The sequence below is a fragment of the Nocardiopsis baichengensis YIM 90130 genome, assembly GCF_000341205.1.
Classification (GTDB): Bacteria; Actinomycetota; Actinomycetes; order Streptosporangiales; family Streptosporangiaceae; genus Nocardiopsis_A; species Nocardiopsis_A halophila.
In genome coordinates this window covers 67,725-92,083 of record NZ_ANAS01000033.1, presented here as the reverse complement: position 1 = coordinate 92,083, position 24,359 = coordinate 67,725, and the positions used below count along the sequence as shown (strand labels likewise).

At 68.9% G+C, this 24,359-nt stretch carries 29 protein-coding genes; 13 read left to right on the top strand and 16 right to left on the bottom strand.

All coding sequences use genetic code 11. The annotated features are described in order from the left end of the window. Positions 1–100 precede the first annotated feature (100 nt). Positions 101–583 (bottom strand): hypothetical protein, encoded by a 483-nt coding sequence (locus C892_RS0123090; protein ID WP_017559128.1) that lies wholly within the window; start codon positions 581–583, stop codon positions 101–103. 209 nt (positions 584–792) lie between these two features. Beyond that, complete coding sequence (locus tag C892_RS31460) at positions 793–1,692, bottom strand: hypothetical protein (protein WP_152513458.1); 900 nt, start codon at positions 1,690–1,692, stop codon at positions 793–795. A 263-nt stretch (positions 1,693–1,955) separates the two neighbouring features. Between C892_RS31460 and C892_RS0123085 the strand changes: the two genes are divergently transcribed. Next, a complete protein-coding gene (locus C892_RS0123085; protein ID WP_239647497.1) occupies positions 1,956–2,189 on the top strand; it encodes a hypothetical protein in 234 nt (77 codons plus the stop codon). A gap of 102 nt (positions 2,190–2,291) precedes the next feature. Here the strand turns inward: C892_RS0123085 and C892_RS0123080 are convergent, their stop codons facing one another. From C892_RS0123080 to C892_RS29455, 4 genes are read right to left on the bottom strand one after another with little or no spacing between them, the layout of a single operon-like run. Continuing rightward, positions 2,292–2,612 carry a 3'-5' exonuclease family protein gene (locus C892_RS0123080; RefSeq protein WP_239647496.1) on the bottom strand — a complete coding sequence of 107 codons (321 nt, stop codon included), beginning with the start codon at positions 2,610–2,612 and terminating at the stop codon, positions 2,292–2,294. A gap of 48 nt (positions 2,613–2,660) precedes the next feature. Continuing rightward, positions 2,661–2,915: a 3'-5' exonuclease gene (locus tag C892_RS0123075; protein ID WP_017559125.1), complete on the bottom strand. Its 255-nt coding sequence runs from the start codon at positions 2,913–2,915 to the stop codon at positions 2,661–2,663. Positions 2,916–2,930: 15 nt separating this feature from the next. Beyond that, a complete protein-coding gene (locus tag C892_RS0123070; protein ID WP_017559124.1) occupies positions 2,931–3,446 on the bottom strand; it encodes a GNAT family N-acetyltransferase in 516 nt (171 codons plus the stop codon). Between the two features lie 11 nt (positions 3,447–3,457). Beyond that, positions 3,458–4,537, bottom strand: coding sequence for an asparagine synthase-related protein (locus tag C892_RS29455; RefSeq protein ID WP_239647495.1), 1,080 nt, complete (start codon positions 4,535–4,537; stop codon positions 3,458–3,460). Between C892_RS29455 and C892_RS0123060 the strand changes: the two genes are divergently transcribed. Both C892_RS0123060 and C892_RS0123055 read left to right on the top strand, forming a co-directional pair. Further along, positions 4,536–4,724, top strand: a complete 189-nt coding sequence (locus tag C892_RS0123060) for a hypothetical protein (RefSeq protein ID WP_017559122.1) — start codon at positions 4,536–4,538, stop codon at positions 4,722–4,724. The genes C892_RS29455 and C892_RS0123060 overlap by 2 nt on opposite strands. A 61-nt stretch (positions 4,725–4,785) precedes the next feature. After that, positions 4,786–5,883, top strand: a complete 1,098-nt coding sequence (locus C892_RS0123055) for a methyltransferase domain-containing protein (RefSeq protein ID WP_017559121.1) — start codon at positions 4,786–4,788, stop codon at positions 5,881–5,883. Positions 5,884–6,212: 329 nt separating this feature from the next. On the opposite strand, the gene C892_RS0123045 is transcribed toward C892_RS0123055, so the two are convergent. Together C892_RS0123045 and C892_RS0123040 are read right to left on the bottom strand one after the other, a co-directional pair. Then, on the bottom strand, positions 6,213–6,410 hold the full coding sequence (locus C892_RS0123045) for a DUF397 domain-containing protein (RefSeq protein WP_017559119.1): 198 nt from the start codon (positions 6,408–6,410) through the stop codon (positions 6,213–6,215). Between the two features lie 10 nt (positions 6,411–6,420). Beyond that, entirely contained in the window at positions 6,421–7,269 is an 849-nt protein-coding gene (locus C892_RS0123040; protein WP_017559118.1) for a helix-turn-helix domain-containing protein, read from the bottom strand. Positions 7,270–7,492: 223 nt separating this feature from the next. On the opposite strand from C892_RS0123040, the gene C892_RS0123035 reads away from it, so the two are divergent. The 4 genes from C892_RS0123035 (at position 7,493) to C892_RS31920 (ending at position 8,907) form a co-directional block, all read left to right on the top strand. Then, positions 7,493–7,882, top strand: coding sequence for a hypothetical protein (locus C892_RS0123035; protein ID WP_017559117.1), 390 nt, complete (start codon positions 7,493–7,495; stop codon positions 7,880–7,882). Continuing rightward, positions 7,883–8,203 (top strand): helix-turn-helix domain-containing protein, encoded by a 321-nt coding sequence (locus C892_RS0123030; protein ID WP_017559116.1) that lies wholly within the window; start codon positions 7,883–7,885, stop codon positions 8,201–8,203. Continuing rightward, the gene (locus C892_RS0123025; RefSeq protein WP_239647494.1) at positions 8,203–8,559 is read left to right on the top strand and encodes a hypothetical protein; all 357 of its coding nucleotides are present in this window, start codon (positions 8,203–8,205) and stop codon (positions 8,557–8,559) included. Before C892_RS0123030 ends, C892_RS0123025 begins: the two co-directional genes overlap by 1 nt. 177 nt (positions 8,560–8,736) lie before the next feature. Next, positions 8,737–8,907 (top strand): hypothetical protein, encoded by a 171-nt coding sequence (locus C892_RS31920; RefSeq protein ID WP_017559114.1) that lies wholly within the window; start codon positions 8,737–8,739, stop codon positions 8,905–8,907. Positions 8,908–9,654: 747 nt separating this feature from the next. On the opposite strand, the gene C892_RS0123015 is transcribed toward C892_RS31920, so the two are convergent. Continuing rightward, entirely contained in the window at positions 9,655–10,095 is a 441-nt protein-coding gene (locus C892_RS0123015; RefSeq protein ID WP_239647493.1) for an NUDIX domain-containing protein, read from the bottom strand. Positions 10,096–10,124: 29 nt separating this feature from the next. On the opposite strand from C892_RS0123015, the gene C892_RS0123010 reads away from it, so the two are divergent. The 5 genes from C892_RS0123010 (at position 10,125) to C892_RS0122990 (ending at position 16,639) form a co-directional block, all read left to right on the top strand. Continuing rightward, the gene (locus C892_RS0123010) at positions 10,125–10,919 is read left to right on the top strand and encodes a sugar phosphate nucleotidyltransferase (RefSeq protein ID WP_152513457.1); all 795 of its coding nucleotides are present in this window, start codon (positions 10,125–10,127) and stop codon (positions 10,917–10,919) included. A gap of 175 nt (positions 10,920–11,094) precedes the next feature. After that, positions 11,095–11,946, top strand: a complete 852-nt coding sequence (locus C892_RS0123005; protein WP_017559111.1) for a radical SAM/SPASM domain-containing protein — start codon at positions 11,095–11,097, stop codon at positions 11,944–11,946. 9 nt (positions 11,947–11,955) lie between these two features. Beyond that, positions 11,956–12,696 carry an AAA family ATPase gene (locus C892_RS0123000; RefSeq protein WP_017559110.1) on the top strand — a complete coding sequence of 247 codons (741 nt, stop codon included), beginning with the start codon at positions 11,956–11,958 and terminating at the stop codon, positions 12,694–12,696. Next, a complete protein-coding gene (locus C892_RS0122995; RefSeq protein WP_017559109.1) occupies positions 12,693–13,532 on the top strand; it encodes a hypothetical protein in 840 nt (279 codons plus the stop codon). The genes C892_RS0123000 and C892_RS0122995 overlap by 4 nt, the downstream gene beginning before the upstream one ends. A gap of 1,631 nt (positions 13,533–15,163) precedes the next feature. Beyond that, positions 15,164–16,639 (top strand): tyrosine-type recombinase/integrase, encoded by a 1,476-nt coding sequence (locus C892_RS0122990; protein WP_017559108.1) that lies wholly within the window; start codon positions 15,164–15,166, stop codon positions 16,637–16,639. Positions 16,640–16,751: 112 nt separating this feature from the next. Here C892_RS0122990 and C892_RS0122985 read toward each other — a convergent pair whose 3' ends face one another. Next, positions 16,752–18,008, bottom strand: a complete 1,257-nt coding sequence (locus tag C892_RS0122985; protein WP_017559107.1) for an MFS transporter — start codon at positions 18,006–18,008, stop codon at positions 16,752–16,754. A 37-nt stretch (positions 18,009–18,045) separates the two neighbouring features. Continuing rightward, positions 18,046–18,690: an ArsR/SmtB family transcription factor gene (locus C892_RS0122980; RefSeq protein WP_017559106.1), complete on the bottom strand. Its 645-nt coding sequence runs from the start codon at positions 18,688–18,690 to the stop codon at positions 18,046–18,048. 103 nt (positions 18,691–18,793) lie between these two features. Here C892_RS0122980 and C892_RS0122975 point away from each other — a divergent pair, with 103 nt between their 5' ends. Then, positions 18,794–19,513 carry a class I SAM-dependent methyltransferase gene (locus tag C892_RS0122975; RefSeq protein WP_017559105.1) on the top strand — a complete coding sequence of 240 codons (720 nt, stop codon included), beginning with the start codon at positions 18,794–18,796 and terminating at the stop codon, positions 19,511–19,513. On the opposite strand, the gene C892_RS30890 is transcribed toward C892_RS0122975, so the two are convergent. The 5 genes from C892_RS30890 to C892_RS0122955 all read right to left on the bottom strand — a co-directional run bounded on the left by C892_RS30890 (position 19,444) and on the right by C892_RS0122955 (position 24,328). Then, complete coding sequence (locus tag C892_RS30890; protein ID WP_239647503.1) at positions 19,444–19,647, bottom strand: sulfurtransferase TusA family protein; 204 nt, start codon at positions 19,645–19,647, stop codon at positions 19,444–19,446. The genes C892_RS0122975 and C892_RS30890 overlap by 70 nt on opposite strands. A 169-nt stretch (positions 19,648–19,816) precedes the next feature. Beyond that, positions 19,817–20,743 (bottom strand): cysteine synthase A, encoded by a 927-nt coding sequence (cysK, locus tag C892_RS0122970; RefSeq protein WP_017559104.1) that lies wholly within the window; start codon positions 20,741–20,743, stop codon positions 19,817–19,819. 32 nt (positions 20,744–20,775) lie between these two features. Beyond that, a complete protein-coding gene (gene epsC / locus C892_RS29450; RefSeq protein ID WP_017559103.1) occupies positions 20,776–21,342 on the bottom strand; it encodes a serine O-acetyltransferase EpsC in 567 nt (188 codons plus the stop codon). After that, positions 21,339–21,977 carry a TorD/DmsD family molecular chaperone gene (locus C892_RS0122960; protein WP_017559102.1) on the bottom strand — a complete coding sequence of 213 codons (639 nt, stop codon included), beginning with the start codon at positions 21,975–21,977 and terminating at the stop codon, positions 21,339–21,341. The genes epsC and C892_RS0122960 overlap by 4 nt, the downstream gene beginning before the upstream one ends. Continuing rightward, complete coding sequence (locus C892_RS0122955) at positions 21,974–24,328, bottom strand: molybdopterin-containing oxidoreductase family protein (protein WP_017559101.1); 2,355 nt, start codon at positions 24,326–24,328, stop codon at positions 21,974–21,976. Before C892_RS0122955 ends, C892_RS0122960 begins: the two co-directional genes overlap by 4 nt. Positions 24,329–24,359 lie beyond the last annotated feature (31 nt).

The following is a 24,359-nucleotide window of genomic DNA, read 5'->3' as shown; positions in this document are numbered from 1 at the left end:
CATTCCACGAGCGTCCAGTGGACACACCCCGTCGCGCCGGGCCCCGCCCGGTCCGGCTTCGCTTACTGGGGGTAGCACGTTGAGCCGGACCAGCCCAGCTTCATTGGGTAAACTCCAGTTTCACCACCGAATCCAGATCTTCCCGTGACAGCACCACCTTCTCGGTGAACTCCTCGCCGTCGGGGACCGACTCGGTGCTCACCTCCAGTTCGAAGAACTCTCCGCGCGGCACCTCCTCAACCCGGAAGTCCATTACGCACTCATAAGGATCCAGCGACGTCACCTTGCCGATCTGTGCGGGCTCACCGTTGGCCTCGGCCTTGCCCTCGACCCGGGACTCCGCATCCCCCTCGGCCACGATGCCGCCGTCATCGTCGCGCAGTACATATGAGGTACCCACCCACGCGCAGAACCGGTCATCGTGATTCCGCCCGATCGACCCCGAGCTGGTCGTGACCTTCACGGTGAACCACGATGCGGACAGCGATGACGACGTATCCTCGTCCGGATCTGCCTCCCCCGAACCGCCGCATCCCGCCATCACCAACAGCGCCGGCGCACCGGCCAACACAAGGAACCGCATCGTCGAAGGTCCTTCCATCGGCGGATCGTGGCACCCTCAGAATGCACCCAACCAATCCACCACGACAGGTGGTTACCGGATTATTTCTCTAGGCCTCACGGAACATACCCGAGCCGCCATCCTGTTTCGTTCAGCTGGACGCCAACCACGAAACGCTACGCAATTTGACCATCCAGGCTGAGATCGACGCGGCAGGGTGAGTGTGAAGCTTATCGCGAACCATTTATGCGTGGGCTGGGGTTCACGGAAAACAGCTTACTGAGAACGTCTATCACCCAATTAAGTTTATCATAGACCCATTCGATCGCTGGTGGAAGCAGTATTGTTGCAATGATAGTTGAGAGCCATTTGCTTCTGCGAGAGCTTATGGGGGCTCTGCCAGTGAATCGTGTTGCAAATGCTGTCAAGATATAGATGAATCCGATTGTGGCAACGGGGACTGTGAGAGTGTTTCTGATATGTGCATGTGAGGTAAATTCTCCTCCACTGACTATCAAAAAGGATGCCACGATGGCTGAGGATAGGATCAACATCCAGCGCTTGAATCCGAAGTGCCAAAGATTGGCCATCTTGGGGTGTCTGTATGAAACAAGTTCATGGAAGCGATCTGCGATGTCATGTACCTGAGGGGATGTGTCGTTGGTCTTTATGTATGCCAATGAGTCGCCGAGCCTAATTTCAAGTTTTGGGTTTTCTGTAAAAATCCATACATGCTTACGGTCTCTGCGCTTCATTAGCGCCAATGCATCTGGCGTGGTTAGCCAATAAGCGGGCCTATCTTTCCTTTTGTTCTTTTTTCTGTACACATTTCCTGCTGCTATTTTCATTGATTCGGTATTTTGCTTTAGGAAAGCTAGCAATCTTTCCAGTTCGTCGATGTGCAAGCGAGTGCTTCTGATGGGTCGGTAGTAGTCGTTGATCGTCGGGTCTTCGTCATCAGCGAGAGGTTCGAACTGTGTGAGAGGCATAGCGCTGATGGTCGCACAAAGACCTTGTATGGGATGGAGGTTGCCACATCTGGCCATGACCGCGGCTGTACTTCCTCCAAAGAGGTTCTCGAGGTACTTTTCCGCGTGGTATTGAAGGTTCTCGTCGAGGTGCGGGTTCATCGGTGGTGATCGCGCCGCGCACGGCGGCGCCGGGCCCGGGAGGGGCGTCCATGCTGACCACCACCGCTATCGCCACCGAGACCGTTCAGAGCACCGGGCCGCTGTGGCTGGTGCGGCCCCGCCCGCGCGGGGCAACGGGACCCGCTCGGGCGTTCGGAGGACGCCGACGCGCCGCTGGCGCGCCTGCAGGGGTGCCAGCGCCCCGGGCAGGGCACCGGCCCCAGGGCGGCTACCAGGGTGATGCTGCGGGGGCGGCGCAGGCGTTGCTCGCGGCACTGCGGACCGCCGGGGTGGGGCGGGTGTTCGGGGCGGCGGACGCCCGGGTGTCGGTGGTCTCGCTGCCGGGCGGGGTCACCGTGTGGGTGCGCGGCGGAGCGTTCTGCTGGCGCGGCGCCGACGGCGCCCAGTGCACCCACCCGTGGGCGGATGCGCAGGGGGCGGCCCGGCGGCTTGTGGACGAGCTTGCCGCCTTGCTGCGAGCTCCGGCCGCAGCCTGACGCCCGGGATCTGGGCGGCGGTCCAGAACGCCTTTCGGCGGTCCGTGCCGTGATGCAAACGAGCGCCTCCTGGACGACATGACGGTGTCCAATCGGTGCGGTTCAGAAGAGCGTCGCCTCATCCGGTTCCGCGCCCACAGGGACTTCGCCCTGCTCCAGTAGCTTCCCGACCGTTGGTACTTCGGGGAAGTCCTGCGCCAGATGCTGTAGCAGAACTGCGGCCCCGACCGTGTCCCATAGGGCGCGGTGCGGCCGACCGTCCGGCACCAGCTCTCCAACGAGGCCGCGCAGGTCGAACCGGTCCAACAGGGCGCCGAGCCCTCGCGGGGCCGCAACCCCCGTGTTGCGTGCCAGCTTCAGCGTGTCCACCAGACCGGCGGGGCGCAGCCCCGGGTGGTGGCGGTGCAACAGCTTCCACTCCACCCCTACGTTGTGGCCCACTAGGCACACCCCGGTCACCCTGCGCTCCAGCTACTGCCCCACCTGCTCAGGGGATGGTGCGTCGGCGAGTACCTCGTCGGTCAGCCCCGGTGAGATCCACGGGCGCTTGGGAACCGGCCGCCCCGGGTTAACCAGGGTCTCCCACGCGCGGGCCATGTCGGGGGAGCCGCCGTGCAGGGGCACCAGCGCGACCTCCAGGATCGCCTCGTGCTCCTTGTCCTGGGCGCCGGTGCCTTCCAGGTCCACGGCCACGAGGGGCGCATGGGTCCAGGGCTGGTCCTGCACAGCGCGGCTCTTTCCTCAGGCCTCAGTGATCCCGAGCCGTCCCAGGTCGAGGCGTTCTGCCCGGCGCGCGAGCAGGTACAGGTGTCCGGCGCTTCGCTCCTGCTCCTTGACCAGGGCGAACCCCTGTGTCCTGTAATACGTGACAAGCTCGGGGAAGAAACACCCCCGCCGAACCCACGTGCGCCCCTGCCGTGCCGCCCGGTCCACCGCCCACAGCGCGATCAGCGTCCCGGGCTTGTGTGCCTGGTAGGCGGGGTCGGTCACGGTCGTGAACAGGTAAAGCGCAGGTTCCGCGGCCTCCTCGGGGGTCCAGTCCTTCGGGGGTGCCTGGTCCATGACGGTGGTGCAGCCGACGATGCGCCCGCCGTTTTCGAGAACCCACATGGTGCCGCTTCCGGCCTGTCCTGCCAGGTCCTCGACCTCTCCGCGCCAGGATTCCAGTCCGTGCTGTTCCTGCCAGTCGCAGCGCGCGGCGATCATCTTCGCGACGTCGGCGGTGTCGGCCGTGGTGGCGGGGCGCATGGTGAACATGGCGTGTCCTCTCAACGCAGGAAGGCGGTGGCGCTCATGTGCAGGCTCAGCACTTCCAGGGTCTTCCCGTCCCGCTCTTCGCTGTAGGCCCCCGCGGTCAGGTTCTCCACCGCCGAGCGCAGCCCGTCCGGGTCGACCAGAGCGTCGTCGAACAGCGGCGATCCGTCGGCCAGCATACGAGCGAACAGCTCCGGCGCGTGGGCCGTCAGCGCGTGCTCGACGACCTCGGCGAAGGACTCGCGCTCGACCGGGTGTACGACGTCCTCGCTCATGCCCAGCGACGCCAGGCGCCGACGCTGTACCTGTTTCAACTCGCGCCAGGCGAACGGCAACTGCTCGCCGAGCTCGACCATCGCCGGGTCGGCGAACGGGTGCACCGGCCACAGCCCCTCCCACAGCAGGATCGGCGCGGTCGTCTCCAGCGACAGCAGCGTCATGGAGTTCACCCGTGCCGGGGGCGCGATCCCGTCGTCGGCGAACTCCAGCACCTGCCGTGCGCGCGGCCCGACCCAGGGCAGGATCTGGGCGTCGCTGATGTCCCCGGGCCCCTCGTGCGGCTCCTCCTTCTGGGTGAGGGCGACCATCTCGTCGCCGCCGAGGCCGGTCACGACCGTGCGGGCGCCAGCCTCGGCGACAGCACGCGCCATCATGGTGAACGGGTGGTGCAAGGGGTCCTCCGTCGGCGACACCGGGTGCCCGGCGACCCAGCGGCACCCGGGCGCCAGCGGCGGGTACTCCATGGCGTAGATGACGAGGTCGGGGTCGGCGAACCGCACGCGCTCGCGCATCTCGGCGCGGCGCCTGATCTGCTGCTTTCGCCCCGGCCCGCCGATCAGCAGGGTCGCTGTGGGGAACAGGCCGGGGTGGCGCTCGGCCCCGCGGGTGGCCACCGTGCCCGAGTCGAACCCGCCGGTCAGGTGGAACAGGGTGGTGGAGTCGGCCCAGGGGCGCCGGTCCATCGCCGCGTCCATGGTCGCTAGGAACACCCCCACGACATCGGCGTCCGGCGCAAGCCGACGCGGAACCCGGTGCAGGGCGGGCTCGGTCTCTACGAGGACGTGGTCGGTCGGCCACGGCGAGGTGGCCGCCATGACCGGCTGCTCGGAGCGCACCGGCCGCCGGATCGTCCGCCGGGTCGAGGCGGCGCTGGAGCTGGCCGGGGTCCGCCCGGCCCCCGCCCCGGCCGAGCGGCCCGTGGCCGGACACGGTGACCGCCCGGCCGCTCCTTACCAGGGCGAGCTTGTGGCCACGGCCGCCTGGCCGGGGTCGGTGAGGTGACGTGGGTGACCGGCCCCGGTCACCTCCTGACAGACCGCACCCGCACAGTTACCGTCGTCTCATGGCCGATGCCGACGTTGACCGTCTCACCGCCTTGGCCGTGCCCGACTGGGATGAGGAGTTCCGCGCCGTACCGCGCGAACACTTCATCCCCGACCGGGCCGTGGCCGGCCACCAGTTGATCGACCGCAGCAGCGACCCCGACCGGTGGCGGGAGGCGGTCTACAGCGACACCACCATCCTCACCCAGGTGGACGACGGCGCCGCCCCCCTCACGCCGGACACCACGGGGCTGCCCACCAGCTCCTCGACCGCCCCCGGCCTCGTGCTGGACTTCCTCCGGCTGCTCGCCCCCCATCCCGGCGACCGGGTACTGGAGATCGGCACCGGTACCGGATGGACCGCCGGTCTACTGGCCGCGCGCCTGGGCGAGGACCGGGTGACCACGGTCGAGGTCGACGCCCAAGTCGCCGCGCATGCCGAGGGGAACCTCAAGCGCGCCGGACTCGCGCCCCGTCTCGTCGTGGGCGACGGCGCGCAGGGGCACCCTGAGGGCGCGCCCTTCGACCGGGTGCACGTCACCTGCGCCGTGGCCGGTATCCCGGCCGTGTGGGCAGAGCAGCTGCGCCCCGGCGGCGTGATGGTCCTGCCCTGGGCGCCGGTGCAGGTGAGGGCACACACGGTGGCCCTGACGGGCCTGGGCGGCGGGCGCGCCGTGGGGCGCTTCTACGGCGACACCTCGTTCATGATGCTGCGCTCCCAGCGCCGACCGATCCCCCAACCGAATGGCCACCGCCGCGACTCCATCGGCCGCGTCGACCCGATGCGCATCGCCGGCGCGGACCGGGGCCTGGAGGTGGTGGCGGCGGCGCTCCTCCCCGGGGTCGCGATCGACGCCCTGGGCGCCCCTGACGACCGGATCGGGTTGTGGGACCCGGGCACCGGCTCCTACGCCCTCGCCATCCGCACGGGCGGGGAGGGGCCCGACGTGGAGGAGAGCGGCCCCCGCTCCTTGTGGGCGGAGCTGGAGGAGGTCTACCTGGAGTGGCTGGGGATGGGGTCCCCGGGCCGCGACCGTCTCGGGCTGCTCGTCGACCGACAGGGGCAGCACGTGTGGCTGGACCGTCCGGACAACGTGATCGGAGGACGCGATGGGTGAGCACCGCAAAGAGGTCAACTGCTCGGGTTGCGCCGGGCGTGGGCAGGTGCAGCAGTCCCAGGACGGGACCGTAGTGATGGTCCCGTGCACGATGTGCGGCGGGACCGGCAAGCAGCCGTAGGCGGTCGTCCGCATCCCCAACCGGCGCCAGCGACCGCTCTTCCGCCGTGACCGCCTACCAGGACGCACGCGTGGCCGCGGCCACCTGACCGGACACAGCCGCCGCTAGGTGAGCGCCGCAACACCCCTTACGATGGCTTCGGGATGCTTCAGGTAAGCATGCGAGCGGCCCCCGGCATGTGCGCCGGGGGCCGCTCGTGTGTGGTCGGTCAGATGCGGTCGGCCTTGAGGTCCTCCAGGAACGCTCGCCACTCGGTGGCCGGGAACTGGAGATGGCCGGCGCCCGGATGCTTGCTGTCACGAACAGCGGATGCCCCGGGGGCGTCGGCGACCTCGACGCAGTTCTGCGTCTTGCCCTGGGAGTAGCTGGACTTCCGGAAGACCAGCCTGTGGGATGCGGCAGGCATTGGTGTTCTCCTACTGGGATGCGCTGATCAGTTCTTCGAGGAACTGTTGGGACTCTTCCACGCTCAGCGCCGAGGCGTGGACATGGTCGTAGACCATCTCGCAATGGTCGACCTCGACCGGGTCCTCGTAGAACAGCTCGGACATTACATCTTCCCGGTATACGACCGGCGGGTCCTCCGGGAAGTCCAGGATCACGAACGACCCAGCGGTGGCGGCGTGGAGGCCGGCACTGTCCGGGAGAACCTGGATGCGCAGTGACGGCCGCTGGATGTCGACCAGGTATCGCAGTTGCTCCTCGCGGATGTCGGCGGGGATCTTGCGCAGGGCGGCCTCGTCGATGATCGCCCAGATGCGCGGCGCGTCGGCCTTCGCGAGGATCTGCTTGCGCATCTCCCGCGCCTCGACGCGGCGGTCGATGTCGCTGGGGTCGGTGACGCCGTGGCTGCTCATCACGGCGCGGGCATACGCCTCGGTCTGGAGGAGGCCGGGGACGACGAGGGCCTCGTAGGTGCGGATGCGGGACGCTTCGATTTCGAGACCGACGTAGGTCCCTTTGCCGACAACGTCGGAGTAGCTGACCCACCATCCGCGCTGGCGCGCCTGCTTGGCGAGGGTGAGGTAGGCGTCGCGCTCCTGCGGATCGGTCACCTTGTAGATGTCCAGCAGGGCCTCGACGTCCTTGGGGTCGGGCCTGGTCCACTCGTTGTTCTCGATCCGCGTGAGCTTGCCCCGCGACCACTTTCCACCACGGCGCTTCGCCTCAGCGGTCACGTACTCCGACGTGTAGCCGCTCGCCTCCCGTAGTTCACGCAGGCGCCGGGACAGGCGCCGACGGCGGAGGGGAGGGCTGCTGGCCATCGTCGGGTCGCTCCTCGTCGAAGTGGCTCTCGCCTGTGATCCTACGCCGAACTTCCCACCAGCAGACAAATTAGTACACCGCCCAACCTTGACCTCACTGTGCAGGTTAGATTCTCGCACCGACTTCAAACATGGGCATTGAGAATATAGTCCGGGCTGTGTGACGATGGCTCCACCTGAAGCAGCCGGGCCTTCCCACCCGGCGACTCCCGAGGAGGCACGTATGGACGTGTCCGTTTTGGACTCTTACCAGCGCTCCGAGCGGGGCGCGCGCCCGCAGTCCCCGCCGGCGCTGAGGCGGCCGGGGCGCCACGCCGCCCGAACCCGCAGCTACGGCACCGATCGGATCCCCGGGTACGGTCGGTTCTGCGAGGTCGCCAGCCGCCACCGCTCCGACTGGTGGATCACCTACGACCATGGGTCCCCGACCCCGTACCGGGCCCAGTCCCGCCGTGATGAGGACACCGTCATCACCACCAGCAGCGTGGACGTCCTCGACGACGCGCTGGCCGCGCTTACCGGCGTGGCATACGCCCGCCCCTACGTCCCCGCCACCTCGGCGGATGCCGACGAGCGGCGACTGCTCGCCGACACCATGCGGGAGGTGGCATAGATGCCCACCGGCGACCAGCAGTGCGGGCAGCGCCGCCCCGGGTGGGGTCCCGGCGTCGGCCGCCACCGCGTCCCCTGCACGCTGCCCTCGGGACACCACGGCGACCACCGCGACGCCTCTTCCCAGTCGTGGAGGCCGGGGTGGGCGGACGATACCCTGCGCGCTCCCGAGACCCTCACTGCGCGGGAGGCCGCCGCCCGCCTCGGCGTCACCCCGGGCACCGTCCGGTGCCGAGTGCGCACCGGCCAGATGCCCGGCCAGCGGTCCGAACGGAGCGGCTGGTACTGGGTGCCCGCCGACGGCACGGGGAGGGCGGCGTGATGACCCGACAGCTCTACCCCCGACCTGTCCCCGCCGTGTCCTCCGCCGAGGCGGCCGACCTCGACCCCGTCCCGGACGCGGGCGTGGTGTGGGCCTACCTCGACGCCGAGACCGGCGACGCGGTCCTCACTCTGACCGATGACGCGCGCGGCGGTCTCCGGCTCCGTCCCGGCCACGATGAGCACCAGGCCGTCCTCCAGGCCCTCCTCGACGTCGCGATGACCGGCGCCCGCACCACCGAGGACGAGGACACTGCGGCGTGGTGGCGGGCCGTTGTCTACCAGGGCGAGGCGATACTGGATCACATGCGCGGGGTCCGGCGCCTGCCCCGGGTGGCTCCGGAGGGTGAGGAGTGACGACCGGTGCCCGACTCCTCAGGCCGCCCCTACCGCACATGCCCGCACTGCGGCACCAGCTACCCGGCCGACCAGCCCCGCCCCTGCGGCTGCAGGTGATCTCCCCCCTCTACAGACCTGCCGCTGACCTGCGGCAGAAACAGAGAGGGGGACACGATGGATCCTGAGGAGGTCAGGATGCAGGTGCGCATCACGATGTCCGCCGACCAGGAGCAGGCGTTCTGCGCCGAGCACGGCCTGGAGGATGGCGACGCCACCCGCGAACGCCTCGCCGTCGTCGCCGACGAACTCGGCGGCCTCGGAACCGAGTACGGCTGGTGGAACGCCGACGCTGTCCGCGTCACCTGAGACTGCCGGCCCCGGCCCGAGGGGGCGGGGCCGGCACCCGCACTGAGGGCCGGGCGTGACTTCCCCGTGCCCGGCACCCGGCCCCCGTCGGAAGTGCACCCGCCGTGCCATCACGCCCCGCCCTCGGCCGGGCGGCGCGGCAGGCAAGCCACCGCACAGGCCGCCCTGCGGACCTTGGCAGATCGAGTCGGTGCCCCACAGGACATGCCATGTGCCCGCCACCGATTCGGATGCTGCGCCCTCAGGAGGCTTACCCCCTGCAACTCCGACGGCTTTCGGGCCTCTACCCCCGAGGAGGACATAAGACATGGATACCGAGTTGACGCGCCCTCCGATTCTCGTGTTGGGGACCTCCGAGCGCGTCGGGTCGAACTGGGTCCTCGACTCCTTGCGAGCCTCGACGACCCAGCACAACGAACCCCTTCGGCGACAGCTCGGCAGAGAACACCCCTTGGCACCGTTGAGCAACGCCCCGACCGGTCACGTCGCCCGTTCGCCACTGGCTACCCACTGGGCCGAGGCGTTCCGCCGGAACAAGTACCACGGCGGACCCCACGTCATCAAAGAGACGAACCTCTACTTCACCGCCCCGGGCTTTCTCAGCATGTTCCCGGACGCTCCTGTGGTCGTCGTGTCGCGGTCCCCGCCCCGGGAGATCGCCGACCGCCTGAACCGCTGGGTCGCCGGCCTCGGCGACCGCGGGCGCCCCCCCTGGCCGAGCTCGACCAGGAGGCGATCACGCTCTTGTCATAGCCCGATCGCCGACTTGGGCCCCATGTACGAGCCGGCGCCCGGGAACCCGTCGTCGACCAGACGGGCGAAGGTCTCACTGAATCCCCGCTCGGGAAGCTCGGCGGTTTTCACGAACTCCACACCGCGAATCGGGCGGGTGTCCAACCCTTCGGCGATTTCGCCGAGAGACCCGCCCACTTTACGCACCTCGAAAGTCATGTGAATGACGTGAAGGTCCTTTTGGGGAACGATGTGGTCGCACACGTAGAGAAGTCGCCCGACTTCAACTTCGATACCCGTCTCTTCGCGCATCTCGCGCACCAAGGCGTCGCCGAGCGCTTCGCCTTCCTCGACCCGCCCACCGGGCAGACTCCACCGCCGAGGCCCGTCGGTGTCCTGGTCGAGCAAGAGAACTTGCCCATCCTCCACGAGGAGGCCCGTCACTCGTGTATCCATACCGGCACCCTAGCGAACGGGGCGTACCAATGGAATCGGTCAAGGCGAAACGGAACTTTGCGGTGATCGCCGCCGGAGGACTGGGGACGCGCCGAGCCGATTGGTCCCGGTTCCTCCCGAAGGAATACTTTCCGGTTCAGGGGCGACCGGGAATTGCGCTTCTGCTAGAGGAAGTCGCGGAGCTGGGAAACGTGCGGGCCGTAATGGTGCACCATCCCTACTACGCAGCGTTCGCGGCCTGGGCGAGCCGCGTCCTGAACATGCCCGACACCTATGACCGGCTCGCCTCCACAGCCCCAACACCCCAGCGGTGGCCCGAGGTGGCCCTCGACCTGATCCCCCAGAGCGGCCCCTACAGCGACATCACGTCCGTGCTCAACGCCGACGACTATCTCGACCGTCCGAGACATCTCTACGTGCTGTACTCCGACAACCTGTACCCCGGCGCGCGTCCCGTGGCGTCCCTGGGCGAGCTCGGCGCCGAGACGGCGGTGTTCGCGCGCCCCTACGCCCGAGCCGAAGCCGCACACCGCGGCGTCCTGGTCTGCGACGGTGACCACGTGGTCGGACTCGTCGAGAAACCCGACGCCCTGACAGCCCAGGAGCTCGAAGCCCGGCACGGTCGAGCGAACCTCGCACTTCTCGAAGGTCGGGCGCGGGTCAGCCGCGCCTTCCTCGACTTCCTGCACACGTACCGGAATCCGGACGGAGAGCCCAAGCTCTCACTGGCCGTCGCCGCCTACGCCCGAACGGCGCCGGTCCGGGTACTGCGTGCGGATACTCCGGTGACCGACCTCGGGTCCCCGCTTCCCAAGGCTCACTGACGCTGGAAACGCCCCTTCCTTCCGGGGCCGACATAGACCCCTCGCGTGCCCGTTGTTCCGTCCTGGGCGTGGGGGAACCAGTAACCCGCACGACCGCTTCGGAAAGGACTGTCGTGACGCCCCCCTTGAGAAGACCACGCCCACCAACCACGTTCCGCCCCTGCGCTTCGTCTGGTTGGAGATCACCGGCAAGTGCCAGTTGGCGTGTACCCATTGCTACGCCGACAGCGGCCCCGACGGCACCCACGGCACCATGACCGCCCAGGACTGGCGACGCGTCATCGACGACGTCGCCGAGGCCGGCGCCGGGATGGTTCAGTTCATCGGTGGCGAACCGGTGCTTCCCCCCGATCTCGGCGAGCTGATCGAGCACGTGCTCGACCGGCGTCTCGAAGTCGAGGTCTTCACCAACCTCGTGCACGTCCCCGCGGAACTGTGGGAGGTCTTCGAGCGCCCCGGCGTGCGGTTGGCGACGTCGTGGTACTCCGACGACCCCGACGAGCACGCGAAGATCACCCAGCGCCCCACCCACGCGCGCACGCTCGCCAACATCACCGAGGCCAAGCGGCGCGACATCCCCTTGCGCGCCGGTGTCATCGGTGTTCTGGAGTCCCAGCGAAGCGACCAGGCGAGCCGCATGCTCGTCGACCTGGGCCTCGACGAAGTCCGCTACGACGACCTTCGCGGCGTCGGCCGCGGCGCCCGGACCGACGCCGAGCCCGACACCTCGGTACTGTGCGGGCGGTGCGCGCACGGCAATCTCGCCGTCGCTCCGGACGGCACGGTGTGGCCGTGCGTCTTCACCCGCTGGCTTCCGGTCGGCAACGTGCGAGAGCAGTCGTTGAGCACCATCCTGAACAGCGACCGAATGGCTACCGTGGTGGGTGAGCTCCAAGCGGAGTTCACCGAAGCGTCTACGTGCGTGCCGAAGATGTGCGACCCGCAGTGCGGACCCTCGTGCAGCCCGGCGTGTCAGCCCAAGGGGGACTGCACCCCCGCGGGCAACTGCGCACCGAACTACCGGTAGAGGAACAGCGTGTTCGTCCAAGGCATCGACCTCCCCGAAGGACTCGACCCCCCGGACCCGAACGACTGGCCGTACACGGTGCCGGCCGTCGGCCGACTGCTCTCCGAACCACTGGAGTTCCACGCGCCGGTTACGTTCCTGGTCGGCGAGAACGGCTCGGGCAAGTCGACCCTGGTCGAAGGGATCGCCGAAGCCTACGGACTGGACGCGCGCGGCGGTCGCGCCGGACGCAAGTACGCCAACAACCGCCCCAAGACGCCGCTGGGCGAGCGGTTGCGCCTGGACCTGACCCAACGCGGCGCCCGGCAGATGAGCTCCGGGCGCCGCTCCCGCACCGGCTACTTCCTGCGCGCCGAAACGACGTTCGGGTTCGCCGAAGCCGTCTCGGGCATGCACGGCTACTGGGACGAGAACCTGTCCGAGCACAGCCACGGCGAAGGGTTCCTGATCATCCTGAACGCCATGTTCGACAAGCCCGGCCTGTACCTGATGGACGAACCCGAAGCGGCGCTTAGCTTCATGTCCTGCCTTCGCCTGGTCGGACTCATGCACGAGCTCGCCGAGTCCGGCTCACAGATCATCTGCGCCACGCACAGCCCGATCCTGTCGGGGACCCCCGGCGCCGACATCATCGAAGTCGGCGACCACGGCGCGCGCCGGACCAAGTGGGATGAACTGGAGATGGTCGACCACTGGCGCCGCTACCTGTCCGGCCCCGGCAAGTACCTTCGCCACATCATCGACTCATGACCACCGCCCAGACACTCGCCGACCAGCGCCACCGCGCCCGCATGCGCGACCTGCTCGCCCGAGCGGCCGAGGGCTTCGGGGCGACCTTGGCCGGCGACGCGGTGTTCGGGTGGCGCGACCGCAGCATCGGCGCGCCCGCCACAGGGCGCCGCGGGGACATGTGGGTTCGCGTGACGACCGAGCACATGAGCTGGGCACATGGCGAGTTCTGGACCGGCAACGCCGATTCGTCGTCGATCACGGGCGTTCCCAAGCCCGAGGTCGTCGAGGTCACCGAATGGGATGAGGCGCCCGAGCGCGTGCGCGCCGAGCTGATGCCCCGCCTTCCCGGGCGCGTGTGTTCGCCGACCGCCGAACTGCGCGACGACCCGCGGCTCTCCGACGCCTGGTGGGCAGACCTACGGGGCGCACTCGACCGGGTCGGGCGGACCCCGACGGAGCGGATCGCGGTCGCCCAGGAAGACATCTCGCGCCGGTTGCTGGTGTTCTTCGGTGACGCCATCGACCCGACGGTTCAGGTATGGCGCACCGTTCACGCGGACCTGCATTGGAACAACGTGCTCGGGCCCGAGCTGGGCATCCTCGATTGGGAAGGCTGGGGGCGGGCGCCGGCCGGACTCGACGGCGCGACCCTGTTGTGCCACAGCCTGTTGCAGCCGGGGACCGCTGGAAGGGTGCGGGAGGTCTTCGCCGACCAGCTCGACACCCCCGACGGCGTGCGCGCGCAGCTCTACGTTATCGCTCGTCTTCTGCTGCGCATTGAGCGTGGCGACGATCCGGAACTCGCTCCGCTGCTTCACGGCCACGCCCGAACGCTGTTGAACCGCGACCGATAGGGCTCGGGCTCGACGAAAAACCAGCTCGCGAAGTGAGCCCTGGGTGACGGTCGAGCGCCATCGTCGCTGCTAACAAGCCGCGGACGCGCTTACCGGCCTCGCTCAAGAAGAAGAGCGACAGAGTCTGTTCACGAGCCTTGCAGAGGGTTCTCCTGGAACCTGGCGGATCGATACCGCACCAGTGGCGGACTTCCGCCCCTACAGGGAACAGCCGACCTCGACCGTTTGGTAAGCGCGACCGTAGGTTCCTCCTCTGTGGGCGGGCCGCTGATGCGGCCTGAAGGCCCCCTTGGGCCTTGGGTTGGGTACGACGTGGGTTCGGCTTGGGCTTTCCCTTGGGCTTTGGCTTGGGATTAAACCCCAAGCCCCAGTCGGGCGACATCACAGCAGGTCAGACCGTATTCAGGGACATTAGTCGGGAGCCCTGACTCCTACAACGTAGGTGTAGTCCCTCCATCGTGGGCGGGCCGCCGCAGCGGCCGAGGTCCGCTCGCTACCCCGGGCGCCTGTGGTTCCAGTGCAGCCCGCCTGTCTCTCAGCTACCCGTACCTACCCTTCCTCCAATAACTCTTCTATTGGCGGATGGATCATATCCATTATCAATGTCGGCGCGGCCTTTTGGGTGTCGATGATCTCCCGCGTGTGGCGCTCCCTGGGAAGTTCGGAAGTTTCTAATCGTGCGGGGCTCTAAGTGTGCGTGCGCGGATCTAGTCCCGTGGAGGTCCGCCGAAAAAATTCCACGGCTTGGCTTCCCGTCGGGGCTGACAAACTGTTCCATTCGACGTGGACCATGCGGGTGCGTTCATTGGAAATGCTGTCAATGGTGGGCGGAGAAGAAACGGGGTACCCCGTGCGCCCCAAGGGGACGGCCCCGACAAGGGGGCCGCCTGTGCCTCCTCGCGGGGGCCGAAGGGTGCGCGCGTGTCCAACACCGGGGTCCGGAGTGGCTCTATAGGCGGGTGTGAGGGCGAGCAGGAACAGGAACGCAGCGGGGGCGACGCGATGCCGTGCAGGCGAAGGCCGGAGGTCACGTCCTGGAGCCCGGTCCATTGGTAGCGCCGAGCTCTCGTTGACCTCGAACCCCAGCCGGGCGGCGCTGGGGAGGCGGGTGAAGATGAGGCTGCCTGCAGTCCGGCCTGGGATGGATCGGTCCCTGGCGCTGGGGCCGCGCGTGGGGCCGACAGCGGCGACGACACCGCCCCGGCGCCCCGGGGCGAGCCTACGAGGCCCGCCGTGCCGGTGAGGCCGCTGTGGGGCGCTGGTGGGCGGGTGGTCGTGACCGGCGGGGTGGGGGGCCGTGGCTGCCCTCCTGCCCGTCACCGGGGCCGGGCTGGCCCGCCCTCCCGGGGCCGCCTCGTATCGGCACCGTGTCCCCGATCGCGCCCAGCAGCCCCCGTGCGCCGAGGTCCTCGCCGAGCGGCGGGGGCGGGCGAGGTTCTTCGGCCGGTCCGCTGGATACCTCGCCTGATCCGCTTGCGACCTGGTGCAGAGAAGAGCGCAGCTGACCCCTGGCCCGCCACCCCGGCGGGCACCAGCCCCCGCACAACCCCGGCCACCAAGGGGTTTCCTGCCCCCAGGTGGCCGTGGGGCGCGTGGGGTGCTGGATGGAGAGACGTCGACTCGGAGAGCTGATGGCCAACACCGAAGGCACCACCTTCAAGCGGTGTACCTGCCGCGACGAGCGGTCCGGGAAGCTGCTCGGCGCCAAATGCCCCAGGCTCAAGCGGCCCAGCGGGTCCTGGAACTCCGCGCACGGCAGCTGGGCCTTCCAGATCGAGCTTCCCCGCACCAGCGACGGGGGACGCAGGCAGGCCCGCCGCACCGGACTCAACTCCCAGACTGACGCGCTGGACGAGCTCGACCGCGTCAAAGCCCTGCTCGATCTGGCCGACGGCGACGAGCAGGCGGCGGTGCGCATCGCCGACCTGATCCAGAAGGCAATCAGGAATCGGCGCGGCCTTCCCAGCGAGGCCGAGGCCCGCAAGCACATCGGCGCCGGGGCCGGGGTGCGCGAGGAGATCCCGACCCTGGCCGCGTGGCTGGGCGAGTGGCTGGAGGGAAAGAAGAAGCTCGCGCCGGGTACGCGCCGCTCCTACCAGGGGCACATCGACAACCACATCGCCCCCAATATCGGGTGGGTGCGCCTGGACCGCCTCCAGGTCGGGCACGTGCAGGCGATGTTCGACGCCGTCGCCGAGCACAACGAGCACATCCGCGCCTGCAAAGAATCCGAAGACCCCAAGCTTCAAGCGTCGGTGCGGGGGCGGCGCATCGTCTCGGCGGCGACCAAGCAGCGCATCCGCGCCACGCTGCGTTCGGCCCTGAACGCGGCGATCGCCCGCCCCGACCTTCCCGTGCAGATCAACGCGGCCTCGCACGTGGCCCTGGAGTCGGCGCCGCGGGTGCGGCCGATGGCGTGGACCGCAGACCGCATCAAGCACTACCGCGCCACGGGGAAGGTTCCCTCGCCGGTGATGGTGTGGACCCCCGAGCAGACCGCCGCCTTCCTGCTACGTGCCCGCAGGGACCGGCTCTACCCCCTGTTCCACCTGATCGCGCACAAGGGGCCGCGCCGCGGCGAAGCCGTCGGACTGGAGTGGGAGCATGTGCGGTTGGCCGACGGGCAGATCGACATCCGCACCCAGGTCGTCCAGCTCGGGTGGGAGACCGTCACCTCCACCCCCAAGAGCGAGGCCGGCAAGCGCACCATCACCCTCGACGCCAAGACGGCGAAGGTGCTGAAGGACTGGCGGCGCCGCCAATCCGAGGAGCGCCTCAAAGCGGGGGAAGAGTGGGCCGACGGCGGGCGGGTGTTCACCCACGCAGATGGTGCGGGTTTGCATCCGGCGTGGGTGACCGACCTGTTCCACCGCATCGCCGCCGAGGCGGGCCTGCCGCCGATCGGGCTGCACGGCCTGCGTCACGGGGCGGCGTCGTTGAGTCTGGCGGCGGGGGTTGATGTGAAGGTGGTCTCGGCCGAGCTCGGGCATGCGACCACTTTCTTCACCCAGGACACCTACCAGACCGTGCTCCCGGAGGTCGCGCGGGAGGCCGCGGAGGCAACGGCAGCGATGATCCCGCTGGACGGAGCCGCCGTGCGGAACTGAGCCGGAGTGTGGCCCCGTCCGCGCCGTGGTGAGACACCCGGGCGGGGCCCCGGCCGTTCGGACGGCACAGTGCCTTGTGCGTTCGCGCGGGGACGCGCTACGAGCGTCTGTCTCAGGAGCTCACGGGGACGGCTTTCTGCTGGCGGGTGGCGAAGAAGATGGCGGGAACGATGGCCAGGGCGATCACACCCCCGGCGACCGAGAGCAGGCCGTAGCTGCCTACTGCGACGACCATGCCCGAGGCCATGCCGCCTCCGGCGCCGGATACGGCGATGGCCACGTCGACCGTGCCCTGGGTCTTGGCGCGGGTGGCCAGCGGAACGGTGTCGGTGATGATCGCCGTACCCGCGACCAGGCCGAAGTTCCAGCCCAGGCCCAGCAACCCCAGGGCCACGGCCAGCAGCGGCACCGACTGGGGCGGCGCGAACGCGGCCAGCAGGCCCGCCGCAAGAAGGGTGACGCCCGAGGCGGTGGCCAGCGGAAGGCGGCCGAAGCGATCCACCAGGATGCCGCTCAACGGCGAGGGCAGGTACATCGAACCGATGTGCACGGCGATGACCAGGCCCGCGGCGCCGACGCTGTGGCCGTTGTGCTGCATGTGGACCGGGGTCATGGTCATGATCGCGACCATCACCATCTGCGTGATGACCATGACCCCCGCCCCCAGCACCAGGTGGAGGGTGTAGCCGCTCACCTCCGGCTCCCCCGACCGGTCCTGGTCGCCCGATTCCGCCTCGTCCTCGGCCAGGGCCTTGGCGGTGGTGAGCGGGTCGGGGCGCAGCATCACCCACAGCACCACCGCGGCGGCACCGTAGGCGAGCGCGGCCAGGGCGAACGGTCCGGCCAGCGGAGTGATCCCCCAGGCTTCGGCCAGCCACCCGGTCGGCTCGACCAGGTTGGGGCCCACGACCGCGCCCAGCGTGGTGGCGACCAGGACGGTGCTGACCGACCGGCCGCGCCGGTGGGGCGCCGCCAGGTCGGCCCCCGCGTAGCGGGCCTGGAGGTTGGTGGCGGTCCCGGCGCCGTAGACGAACAGCGACACGAACAGCAGCAGGACGCTGTCGGTCGCCGCGGCGGCCACGACGCCCAGTGCCCCCGCCGCGCCGGCGGCGTATCCGGTGGCCAGGCCGGCTCTGCGGCCCGAGCTCTGGGAGAGGCGGCCGACGGTGACGGCGGCGGCGGCCGAGCCGATGGTGAACAGTGCGCTCGGCAGGCCGGCCAGGCCCGTGCTGCCGAGCATCTCCTGGGCGAGCAGGGCGCCGACGGTGATGCCGGCGGCGAGTCCGGCGCCGCTGAGCACTTGGGCGGCGACCAGGACGGTCAGGATGCGCTTCTGGGCCGGATGCAGGGCGGTCGGTGTGGTGGTCACGGGGGGCCTTTCACAAGAGGTGAGAAGGGGCGTGTTGTCAGGCGGAAAGGTTCAGGCCCTCCGAGCGCCATTCGAGGACGCCCTCGTCCAGCACCGCTGCACGGCGCCCGTGCTCGTTGAGCATGTGCACCGCCTCGTAGGACAGCACGCAGTACTTCCCCCGGCAGTAGGCGACGACCTCGGCGTCCTCGGGTATCTCGGCGAGGCGCTCGGGGAGCTCTTGCAGGGGGATGGACACCGCGCCGGGGATGTGGCCGGAGGCGTACTCCTCGGCCGGGCGCACGTCCAGGACGACGGCGCTGCCGTCGGAGACGGCGGCGAGGAGTTCCTCGCGGCCCACCTGGCGCACCCCGTCGCCGCCGAGGTAGGTGCGGCGCACCGCCTCCACCTCGGCCCGGTGCCGGTCGGCGACCGCGCACAGCATCGACAGCAGGGGGGCCACGTCGTCGCCGGAGAGGCGGTAGAAGACCTTGGTCCCCTCGTTGCGTGTGGCCACCAGTCCGGCGCGGCGCAGTACCTGGAGGTGGGCCGAGGCCGTGGTGAGTTTGAGCGCCGAGAGGCCGGCCAGCTCCTGCACGGGGCGTTCGCCCTGGGCCAGAAGTTCGAGCAGTTCCAGGCGCTTGCCGCTGGACAGCGCCTTGCCGGTCTGGGCGATGGTGTCGTAGAGATCGGCCTTGTCCATGGCTCCGCTCCGTTAATCCAAGGTTCTTTGGAAGAATAGGCTACGGGAGGGGGTGGACGCCATGGGCCCGCGTTCGCCCAGGAAGCCGTCGAGAGGGGCTCCGATGGACGTCGCGCACGAGGAGAGGGAGCACTGGAGCCAGCACCCGCGGATGTACGGCGACCGGCCCTCTCCGGTCGCCCTCCACGCTGCCGCCGTGCTCGCCGAGCGGGGCGGCGGCAGAGTGCTGGAGCTGGGCGCGGGCCATGGGCGCGACGCGCTGTGGCTCGGCGGCCAGGGCCTCGACGTGACGGCGACCGACTTCAGCCCCTCCGGCCTTGAGCAGCTCGACGCCGCGGCCGCCGAGCGAGGCCTGTCCGGCTCGGTGCGCACGGTCCTGCACGACGCACGCGAACCGCTCCCCTTCGATGACGCGTCGGTGGACGCGGTGACGGCGCACAGGCTGCTGTGCATGGCGCTGAGCACCGACCGCATCCGCGCGCTCGCCGGTGAGGTCGCCCGCGTCCTGCGGCCGGGCGGCGCGTTCGTCTACTCGGTGCGCCACACCGGCGACGCCCACTACGGTCAGGGCGTCTCCCACGGCGACGACATCTACGAGCACGGCGGGTTCGCGGTGCACTTCTTCGACCGCCTCCTGGTCGACGAGCTGGCCCGGGGGTGGGACCTGTCGGAGGTCCACCCTTTCGAGGAGGGCGACCTCCCGCGCCGCCTGTGGCGGGTGACCCAGTGCAAGGCCCCCGCCGACAGGCGAGATCACGGTGCCGGCTTCCAGGGAGAGACGTCGTCGGTGGGGCGGGGCGCAGCGGCGACACGGAGGACGTAGCAGGGGGTGCCGTCGCCGTCTGTCTCCCCCAGGTATTCGTGTCCGGTCAGGTGGCACCACGCGGGCAGGTCGAGCGGGGCGGCAGGGTCGGAGGCCCGAATGCGCACGCGGGTTCCCGGCGCGAGTCCTTGCATTCGCTTGCGCAGTTCGAGCAGGAGCTGCACACACGAGCGGTCTCCGGCGTCTACCAGGACGTCTTCGGGGCGGGGCAATGAGATTTCTCCGCGGGACACAGGTGATGGCCGTTGTGAGGCGGCGCGGCACGAGGGGCTCGGACGTGCCCGCCGTGCCCCCCCCTGCCGGTCAAGCTTCGCCGAAAAGCGGCGTGCTCAGGTAGCGCTCCCCGGTATCGGGGAGGATCGCCACCACGGTGGCGCCCTTGTTCTCCTCACGCTGGGCGGCGAGCGTTGCGGCGTGCAAGGCCGCGCCCGCTGAGATCCCCGACAGAATGCCCTCGGAGCGGGCCAGGCGTCGGGAGCATTCGAAGGCGGCCTCTAGCGACACGGCCTGGACCCTGTCGTAGATCTCGGTCTGCAGGACCTCGGGAACGAAGCCCGCCCCGATGCCCTGGATGCCGTGGGGGCCGGGGTCGCCACCGGAGAGGACGGGCGAGTCCACCGGCTCCACCGCGATGACGGTCAGGTCGGGATTCTTCTCCTTCAGGACCTCGCCGACACCGGTGATGGTCCCGCCGGTGCCGATCCCGGAGACGAAGACGTCGATCTCACCGCCGGTGTCGTTCCAGATCTCCAGGGCGGTGGTGTGGCGATGGACCTCGGGGTTGGCGGGGTTGCTGAACTGGCGGGGCCAGAACCACCCGTGGCGTTCGGCGAGTTCGCGGGCCTTCTCGATCGCCCCGGGCATGCCGTCGGCGGCAGGGGTCAGGACGAGGTCGGCGCCGTAGGCCTTGAAGAGGGTCCGCCGCTCCACGCTCATGCTCTCGGGCATGGTGAAGGTGATGTGGTAGCCCTTGGCGGCGGCCACCATGGCGAGTCCGATCCCGGTGTTGCCACTGGTGGGCTCGATGAGTTGGTGGCCGGGTTCGAGGACACCGCGCGACTCCGCGTCCTCGATCATCGCCAGCGCGATGCGGTCCTTGACGCTCCCTCCGGGGTTGGCCGATTCGAGCTTGCCCACGATCCTGGCCGGCAGGTCGGCGCCGAACCGGGAGAGCTCGACCAGGGGCGTACGCCCCACCAGCTCGGTGACCGAGGAATGGATGCGGGACATCGTTCTCCCTTGCTGTGCTGTCGTCTGATCTCTCAGATGAAGTAGTCGATGGGGCGTTCGGTCGTGGAGCCGTTCTGTGCGATGAGCGGGGGCAGGACGGCGGCCTGGGGTGGGTGGACCGACGATCCGCTGGGGACGTCGCGCAGGACCACTGAGCCGGAGCCGACGACGGCGTCCTCACCGATGGAGACCGGGCCGAGAACGCTCGCCCCGGCACCCAGGACCACCCGGTCTCCGACGGTCGGATGGCGCTTGTCGCCCTTCCCTGAGGTCCACCACCCTTTGCTGCCGAGCGTTACGCCGTGGTAGATCATCACGTCGTCGCCGACCTCGGCGGTCTCACCGATGACCACGCCCATGCCGTGGTCGATGAAGCAGCGGCGCCCGATCACGGCTCCTGGGTGGATCTCGATACCGGTGAGCCAACGGCTCGTCTGGGAGATGAGCCGGGGAACGAAGGGGAGCCCGGTGCGGTCGAGCATGTGGGCGATGCGGTGGGTCCAGACCGCCCAGAGTCCGGGGTACAAGACGATCTCGGCCGCGCGGACTCCCCGCAGCGCCGGGTCCCGGCGGTAGGCCGTCCTCAAGGTCTCGATCACGGTTCTCCTCCTGCCGGAGTCGAGTTCGTGTACGCCTGAACGGTCTGCAGGCATGCCGTGCACAGGGACGGCAGCGCCGAGTAGGGAAGCAGGCGTGCCTCATGTTCGAGCAGGTCCAGGTAGTCGGGGACCCAGGGCATGATGTGCGCGTCCAGCAGCTCCCGCGTGGCGGCGCCCGCCTCCCGGGCGGTCATGAGTCCGGAGGCGGTCCCCTCGTGCTGCTCCTGGAGCAGGTGCCCGAGAAGCGCCAGTTGGATGGAGATGTGGTCGGCGTCGACGATGGCGTCGCCCGGCGAGATGTCGGCGCTCAGGCCCCGGTGGTTCAAGAAGTCCTCCATGGCCTGCGCTGAGCGGCCTCCGGACTTGACTCGGCCCAGGTGCACCGAGGCGTAGGGCGGGCAGGCCGGGTCCGGGCCGATGAACAGGCGGCAGAACTCCGCGGCCAGCTCATCGAGAAGGGCCTCCTGTGGTACCGCGTCCTCGGAGGGCAGCAGGGGAGGAGAGGCGACGGAGAGGAGCCGCCGGTGCGCCCGGTCGTCGACCTCGCGGGCGAACAGTCGGGAGGCCAGGTGCAGGACGGAGACCGCCGCCTGCAGCTCTCGGGCCTCCGGCCGGTGCTCGCGGGTGGTGGTCACAGCTTCACCACCTTCACCACGGTGTCGTTGAAGGACTGGCCGCCGCTCACCGGGTCCGGGTAGATGGGGATGAGGTCGTTCTGGGGCACGCTCAGAGCCTTCTTCCACCACAGTCGGGACAGGTCGGGGTCGTCCGGGACGTCCTGCCCGGGATTGGTGGACTCGTCCTTGCCGTTGGTCGCGAACGGTCCGCCCACGCTGCGCCCGGCGTTGTGGGAGATGGCGATCACCAGCGGGTGCACCCCCTCGGTCAGGCGGACCCGGGTGCGCAGCGAGTTGAACTCGGAGCCGTCCCCCATCGGGACGTGTTCGTCGTCGGGGCGGAAGCTGGTGACTTCGATCCAGTCGCCGTCCTCGATGCCCAGTTCCTTGGCGGTGGCGGTGTTGAGGAGGGCGGGGTTGGTGTGGGAGATCTCCTGGAGCCACTTGGACTGCATGGTGCGGTGTGCGTTGTGCACGTTGATCTTGTAGCTGGTCATGATCAGGTGCCCATCGGTGAACTCCCGCTGGTGGCTGGGGACGGGCTCGTAGATGGGCAGCGCGGCCACGTCGCGGCCGGCTTTCTTCCCCTCGTCGACGGCGAAGTCGCTGCGGATCTCCACTTTGCGGGAGGGGGTGAGGAAACCGCGCTTGGCGACGCCGTCGATGCGGATGCCGACGGCGGTCTTCTCCCCGTCCTCGTCCTGCCGATAGATCACCCCGGTTTCGGAGTCCTCCTCGGCCCCTTCCAGCTCCGCCTCGTCGAGCTCTTTTTCGTACGGCTCATACCAGGGCTCCTTCTCGGGATCGATCCATATCCCGTTCTTCTTCATGTGGTCGAACCCGCCGGGGACGGGGGCGAAGTACTCTTCCAGGTATTCCTCGGTCGTCTTCCAGGGGAAGTACTCCTCCATCCCCCCGCCGATCCGTCTTGCGAGCTCGGGGAGGATCTCGCGGACGTCCTTCGACTCGCCCCGGGGCGGGACCACCGGCTGTCGCAGACCGACGTAGTCGACGAGCCCCTGCGCCGGTCGGGAGTCGATGTCCCAGCGCTCCAGGTACGTCGTCCATGGCAGAACGATGTCCGCCAAGTGGGCGGTCTCGGAGTACATGACGTCGATGCACACGTGGAAGGGGATGAGGTCCTCGTCCTCCAGCACGCTTCGGACGAGTTGAGCTTCGGGCCAGGCCCAAGCGGTGTCGGCGTTGTAGGTCATCAGGGCGGAGACCTTCTGCCGCCCCTCCTTGATCCACAGGTAGATGACCTCGGCGACCTTCATCTGCTTGCCGGGGAAGGCATTGGCCAGGGGCCATTCCTTGGCTTCGGCGATGATGCTGCGCGCCGAGGGCTTTTCGGGTACGGGCTCGGGTTCGGGGATCGCCTCCTTGTCCCAGGAGGAGATGGGATGCCAGCACCATCCGCCCTCCTTGCCCATGCTGCCGACGAGAGCGTTCAGGGCGGTGATGGCGCGGTCGTTGTAGTAGCCGTTCCTGTGGGCCTGCGAGCCGCGGTTGCAGATCGTGGTGCTGCGCGGGGCTGCGTCGGCGAACTCGCGGGCGATGCGGGCGATGTCCTCGGCCGGGACCCCGCTCTCCTCGGCTGCGCGCTCGGGGGTGTACTCCCGAAGGTGGTCGGCGTACTCATCGGCGGAGATGTTGGCCCAAGTGTCGAACCACTCCTTGTCCCACAGGCGCTCCTGGCAGATGACATTGGCCATTGCAAGGGCGATGATCCCGTCGGTGCCGGGCTTGACGCAGAACCACTCGTCCGAGAGCGCGGCGGTGTTAGAGAGCCGGGTCTCGAAGGTGACGATCTTCGCGCCCTTCTGGCGGCCCCGCATCATCCTGATGGCCACGGGGATGTGTCCCTGGTGGGCCTCGGCCCAGTTGGAGCCGAAGTTGAGGATGAAGCGGCTGTTCTCGAAGTCGCCGAGGTCCCAGTCCGACTCGCCGATGGTGGTGGCGATGGCGGCCCGCCGGTTGTTGGAGCACAGCGCCCGGTGGTTGAAGTAGCTCGGGGTGCCGAAAGCGTTCAGGAAGCGCCCGGTGATGTCCTTGGAGCGGTTGCGGCCCTGCTGGAAGGCGAACTCCTCGGGTTTCCCCTTCTCCCTGATGGCCCTCAGGTGCGAGGCGATCTCCTCGTAGGCCTCCTCCCAGGAGATGCGCTTCCAGCGTCCTTCCCCTCTCTTCCCCACGCGTCTGAGCGGGTAGAGCTGGCGGTGCGAGTCGTAGAGGACCGAGGGGCCGGCCACGCCCTTGCCGCAGACCGCTCCCTGGCTGTTGGGGTCCTCGGGGTTGCCGGTGACCTTGAGCAGGCGCCCGTCCTTGACGTGGCCGATGATGCCGCAGGCGGTCGTGCACATCTGGCACATGGAGGGGATCTGATCGGCGACCAGGGGGAGA

Excerpts from the sequence above, each read along its gene's own strand:
- C892_RS0123090 (WP_017559128.1), bottom strand. The coding sequence starts at position 583 with ATGCGGTTCCTTGTGTTGGCCGGTGCGCCGGCGCTGTTGGTGATGGCG.
- C892_RS31460 (WP_152513458.1), bottom strand. The coding sequence starts at position 1,692 with ATGAACCCGCACCTCGACGAGAACCTTCAATACCACGCGGAAAAGTAC.
- C892_RS0123070 (WP_017559124.1), bottom strand. The coding sequence starts at position 3,446 with ATGTTCACCATGCGCCCCGCCACCACGGCCGACACCGCCGACGTCGCG.
- C892_RS0123060 (WP_017559122.1), top strand. The coding sequence starts at position 4,536 with ATGACCGGCTGCTCGGAGCGCACCGGCCGCCGGATCGTCCGCCGGGTC.
- C892_RS29455 (WP_239647495.1), bottom strand. The coding sequence starts at position 4,537 with ATGGCGGCCACCTCGCCGTGGCCGACCGACCACGTCCTCGTAGAGACC.
- C892_RS0123055 (WP_017559121.1), top strand. The coding sequence starts at position 4,786 with ATGGCCGATGCCGACGTTGACCGTCTCACCGCCTTGGCCGTGCCCGAC.
- C892_RS0123045 (WP_017559119.1), bottom strand. The coding sequence starts at position 6,410 with ATGCCTGCCGCATCCCACAGGCTGGTCTTCCGGAAGTCCAGCTACTCC.
- C892_RS0123040 (WP_017559118.1), bottom strand. The coding sequence starts at position 7,269 with ATGGCCAGCAGCCCTCCCCTCCGCCGTCGGCGCCTGTCCCGGCGCCTG.
- C892_RS0123035 (WP_017559117.1), top strand. The coding sequence starts at position 7,493 with ATGGACGTGTCCGTTTTGGACTCTTACCAGCGCTCCGAGCGGGGCGCG.
- C892_RS0123030 (WP_017559116.1), top strand. The coding sequence starts at position 7,883 with ATGCCCACCGGCGACCAGCAGTGCGGGCAGCGCCGCCCCGGGTGGGGT.
- C892_RS0123025 (WP_239647494.1), top strand. The coding sequence starts at position 8,203 with ATGACCCGACAGCTCTACCCCCGACCTGTCCCCGCCGTGTCCTCCGCC.
- C892_RS31920 (WP_017559114.1), top strand. The coding sequence starts at position 8,737 with ATGCAGGTGCGCATCACGATGTCCGCCGACCAGGAGCAGGCGTTCTGC.
- C892_RS0123015 (WP_239647493.1), bottom strand. The coding sequence starts at position 10,095 with ATGGATACACGAGTGACGGGCCTCCTCGTGGAGGATGGGCAAGTTCTC.
- C892_RS0123010 (WP_152513457.1), top strand. The coding sequence starts at position 10,125 with ATGGAATCGGTCAAGGCGAAACGGAACTTTGCGGTGATCGCCGCCGGA.
- C892_RS0122995 (WP_017559109.1), top strand. The coding sequence starts at position 12,693 with ATGACCACCGCCCAGACACTCGCCGACCAGCGCCACCGCGCCCGCATG.
- C892_RS0122990 (WP_017559108.1), top strand. The coding sequence starts at position 15,164 with ATGGCCAACACCGAAGGCACCACCTTCAAGCGGTGTACCTGCCGCGAC.
- C892_RS0122980 (WP_017559106.1), bottom strand. The coding sequence starts at position 18,690 with ATGGACAAGGCCGATCTCTACGACACCATCGCCCAGACCGGCAAGGCG.
- C892_RS0122975 (WP_017559105.1), top strand. The coding sequence starts at position 18,794 with ATGGACGTCGCGCACGAGGAGAGGGAGCACTGGAGCCAGCACCCGCGG.
- C892_RS30890 (WP_239647503.1), bottom strand. The coding sequence starts at position 19,647 with ATGCAAGGACTCGCGCCGGGAACCCGCGTGCGCATTCGGGCCTCCGAC.
- cysK (WP_017559104.1), bottom strand. The coding sequence starts at position 20,743 with ATGTCCCGCATCCATTCCTCGGTCACCGAGCTGGTGGGGCGTACGCCC.
- C892_RS0122955 (WP_017559101.1), bottom strand. The coding sequence starts at position 24,328 with ATGTGCCAGATGTGCACGACCGCCTGCGGCATCATCGGCCACGTCAAG.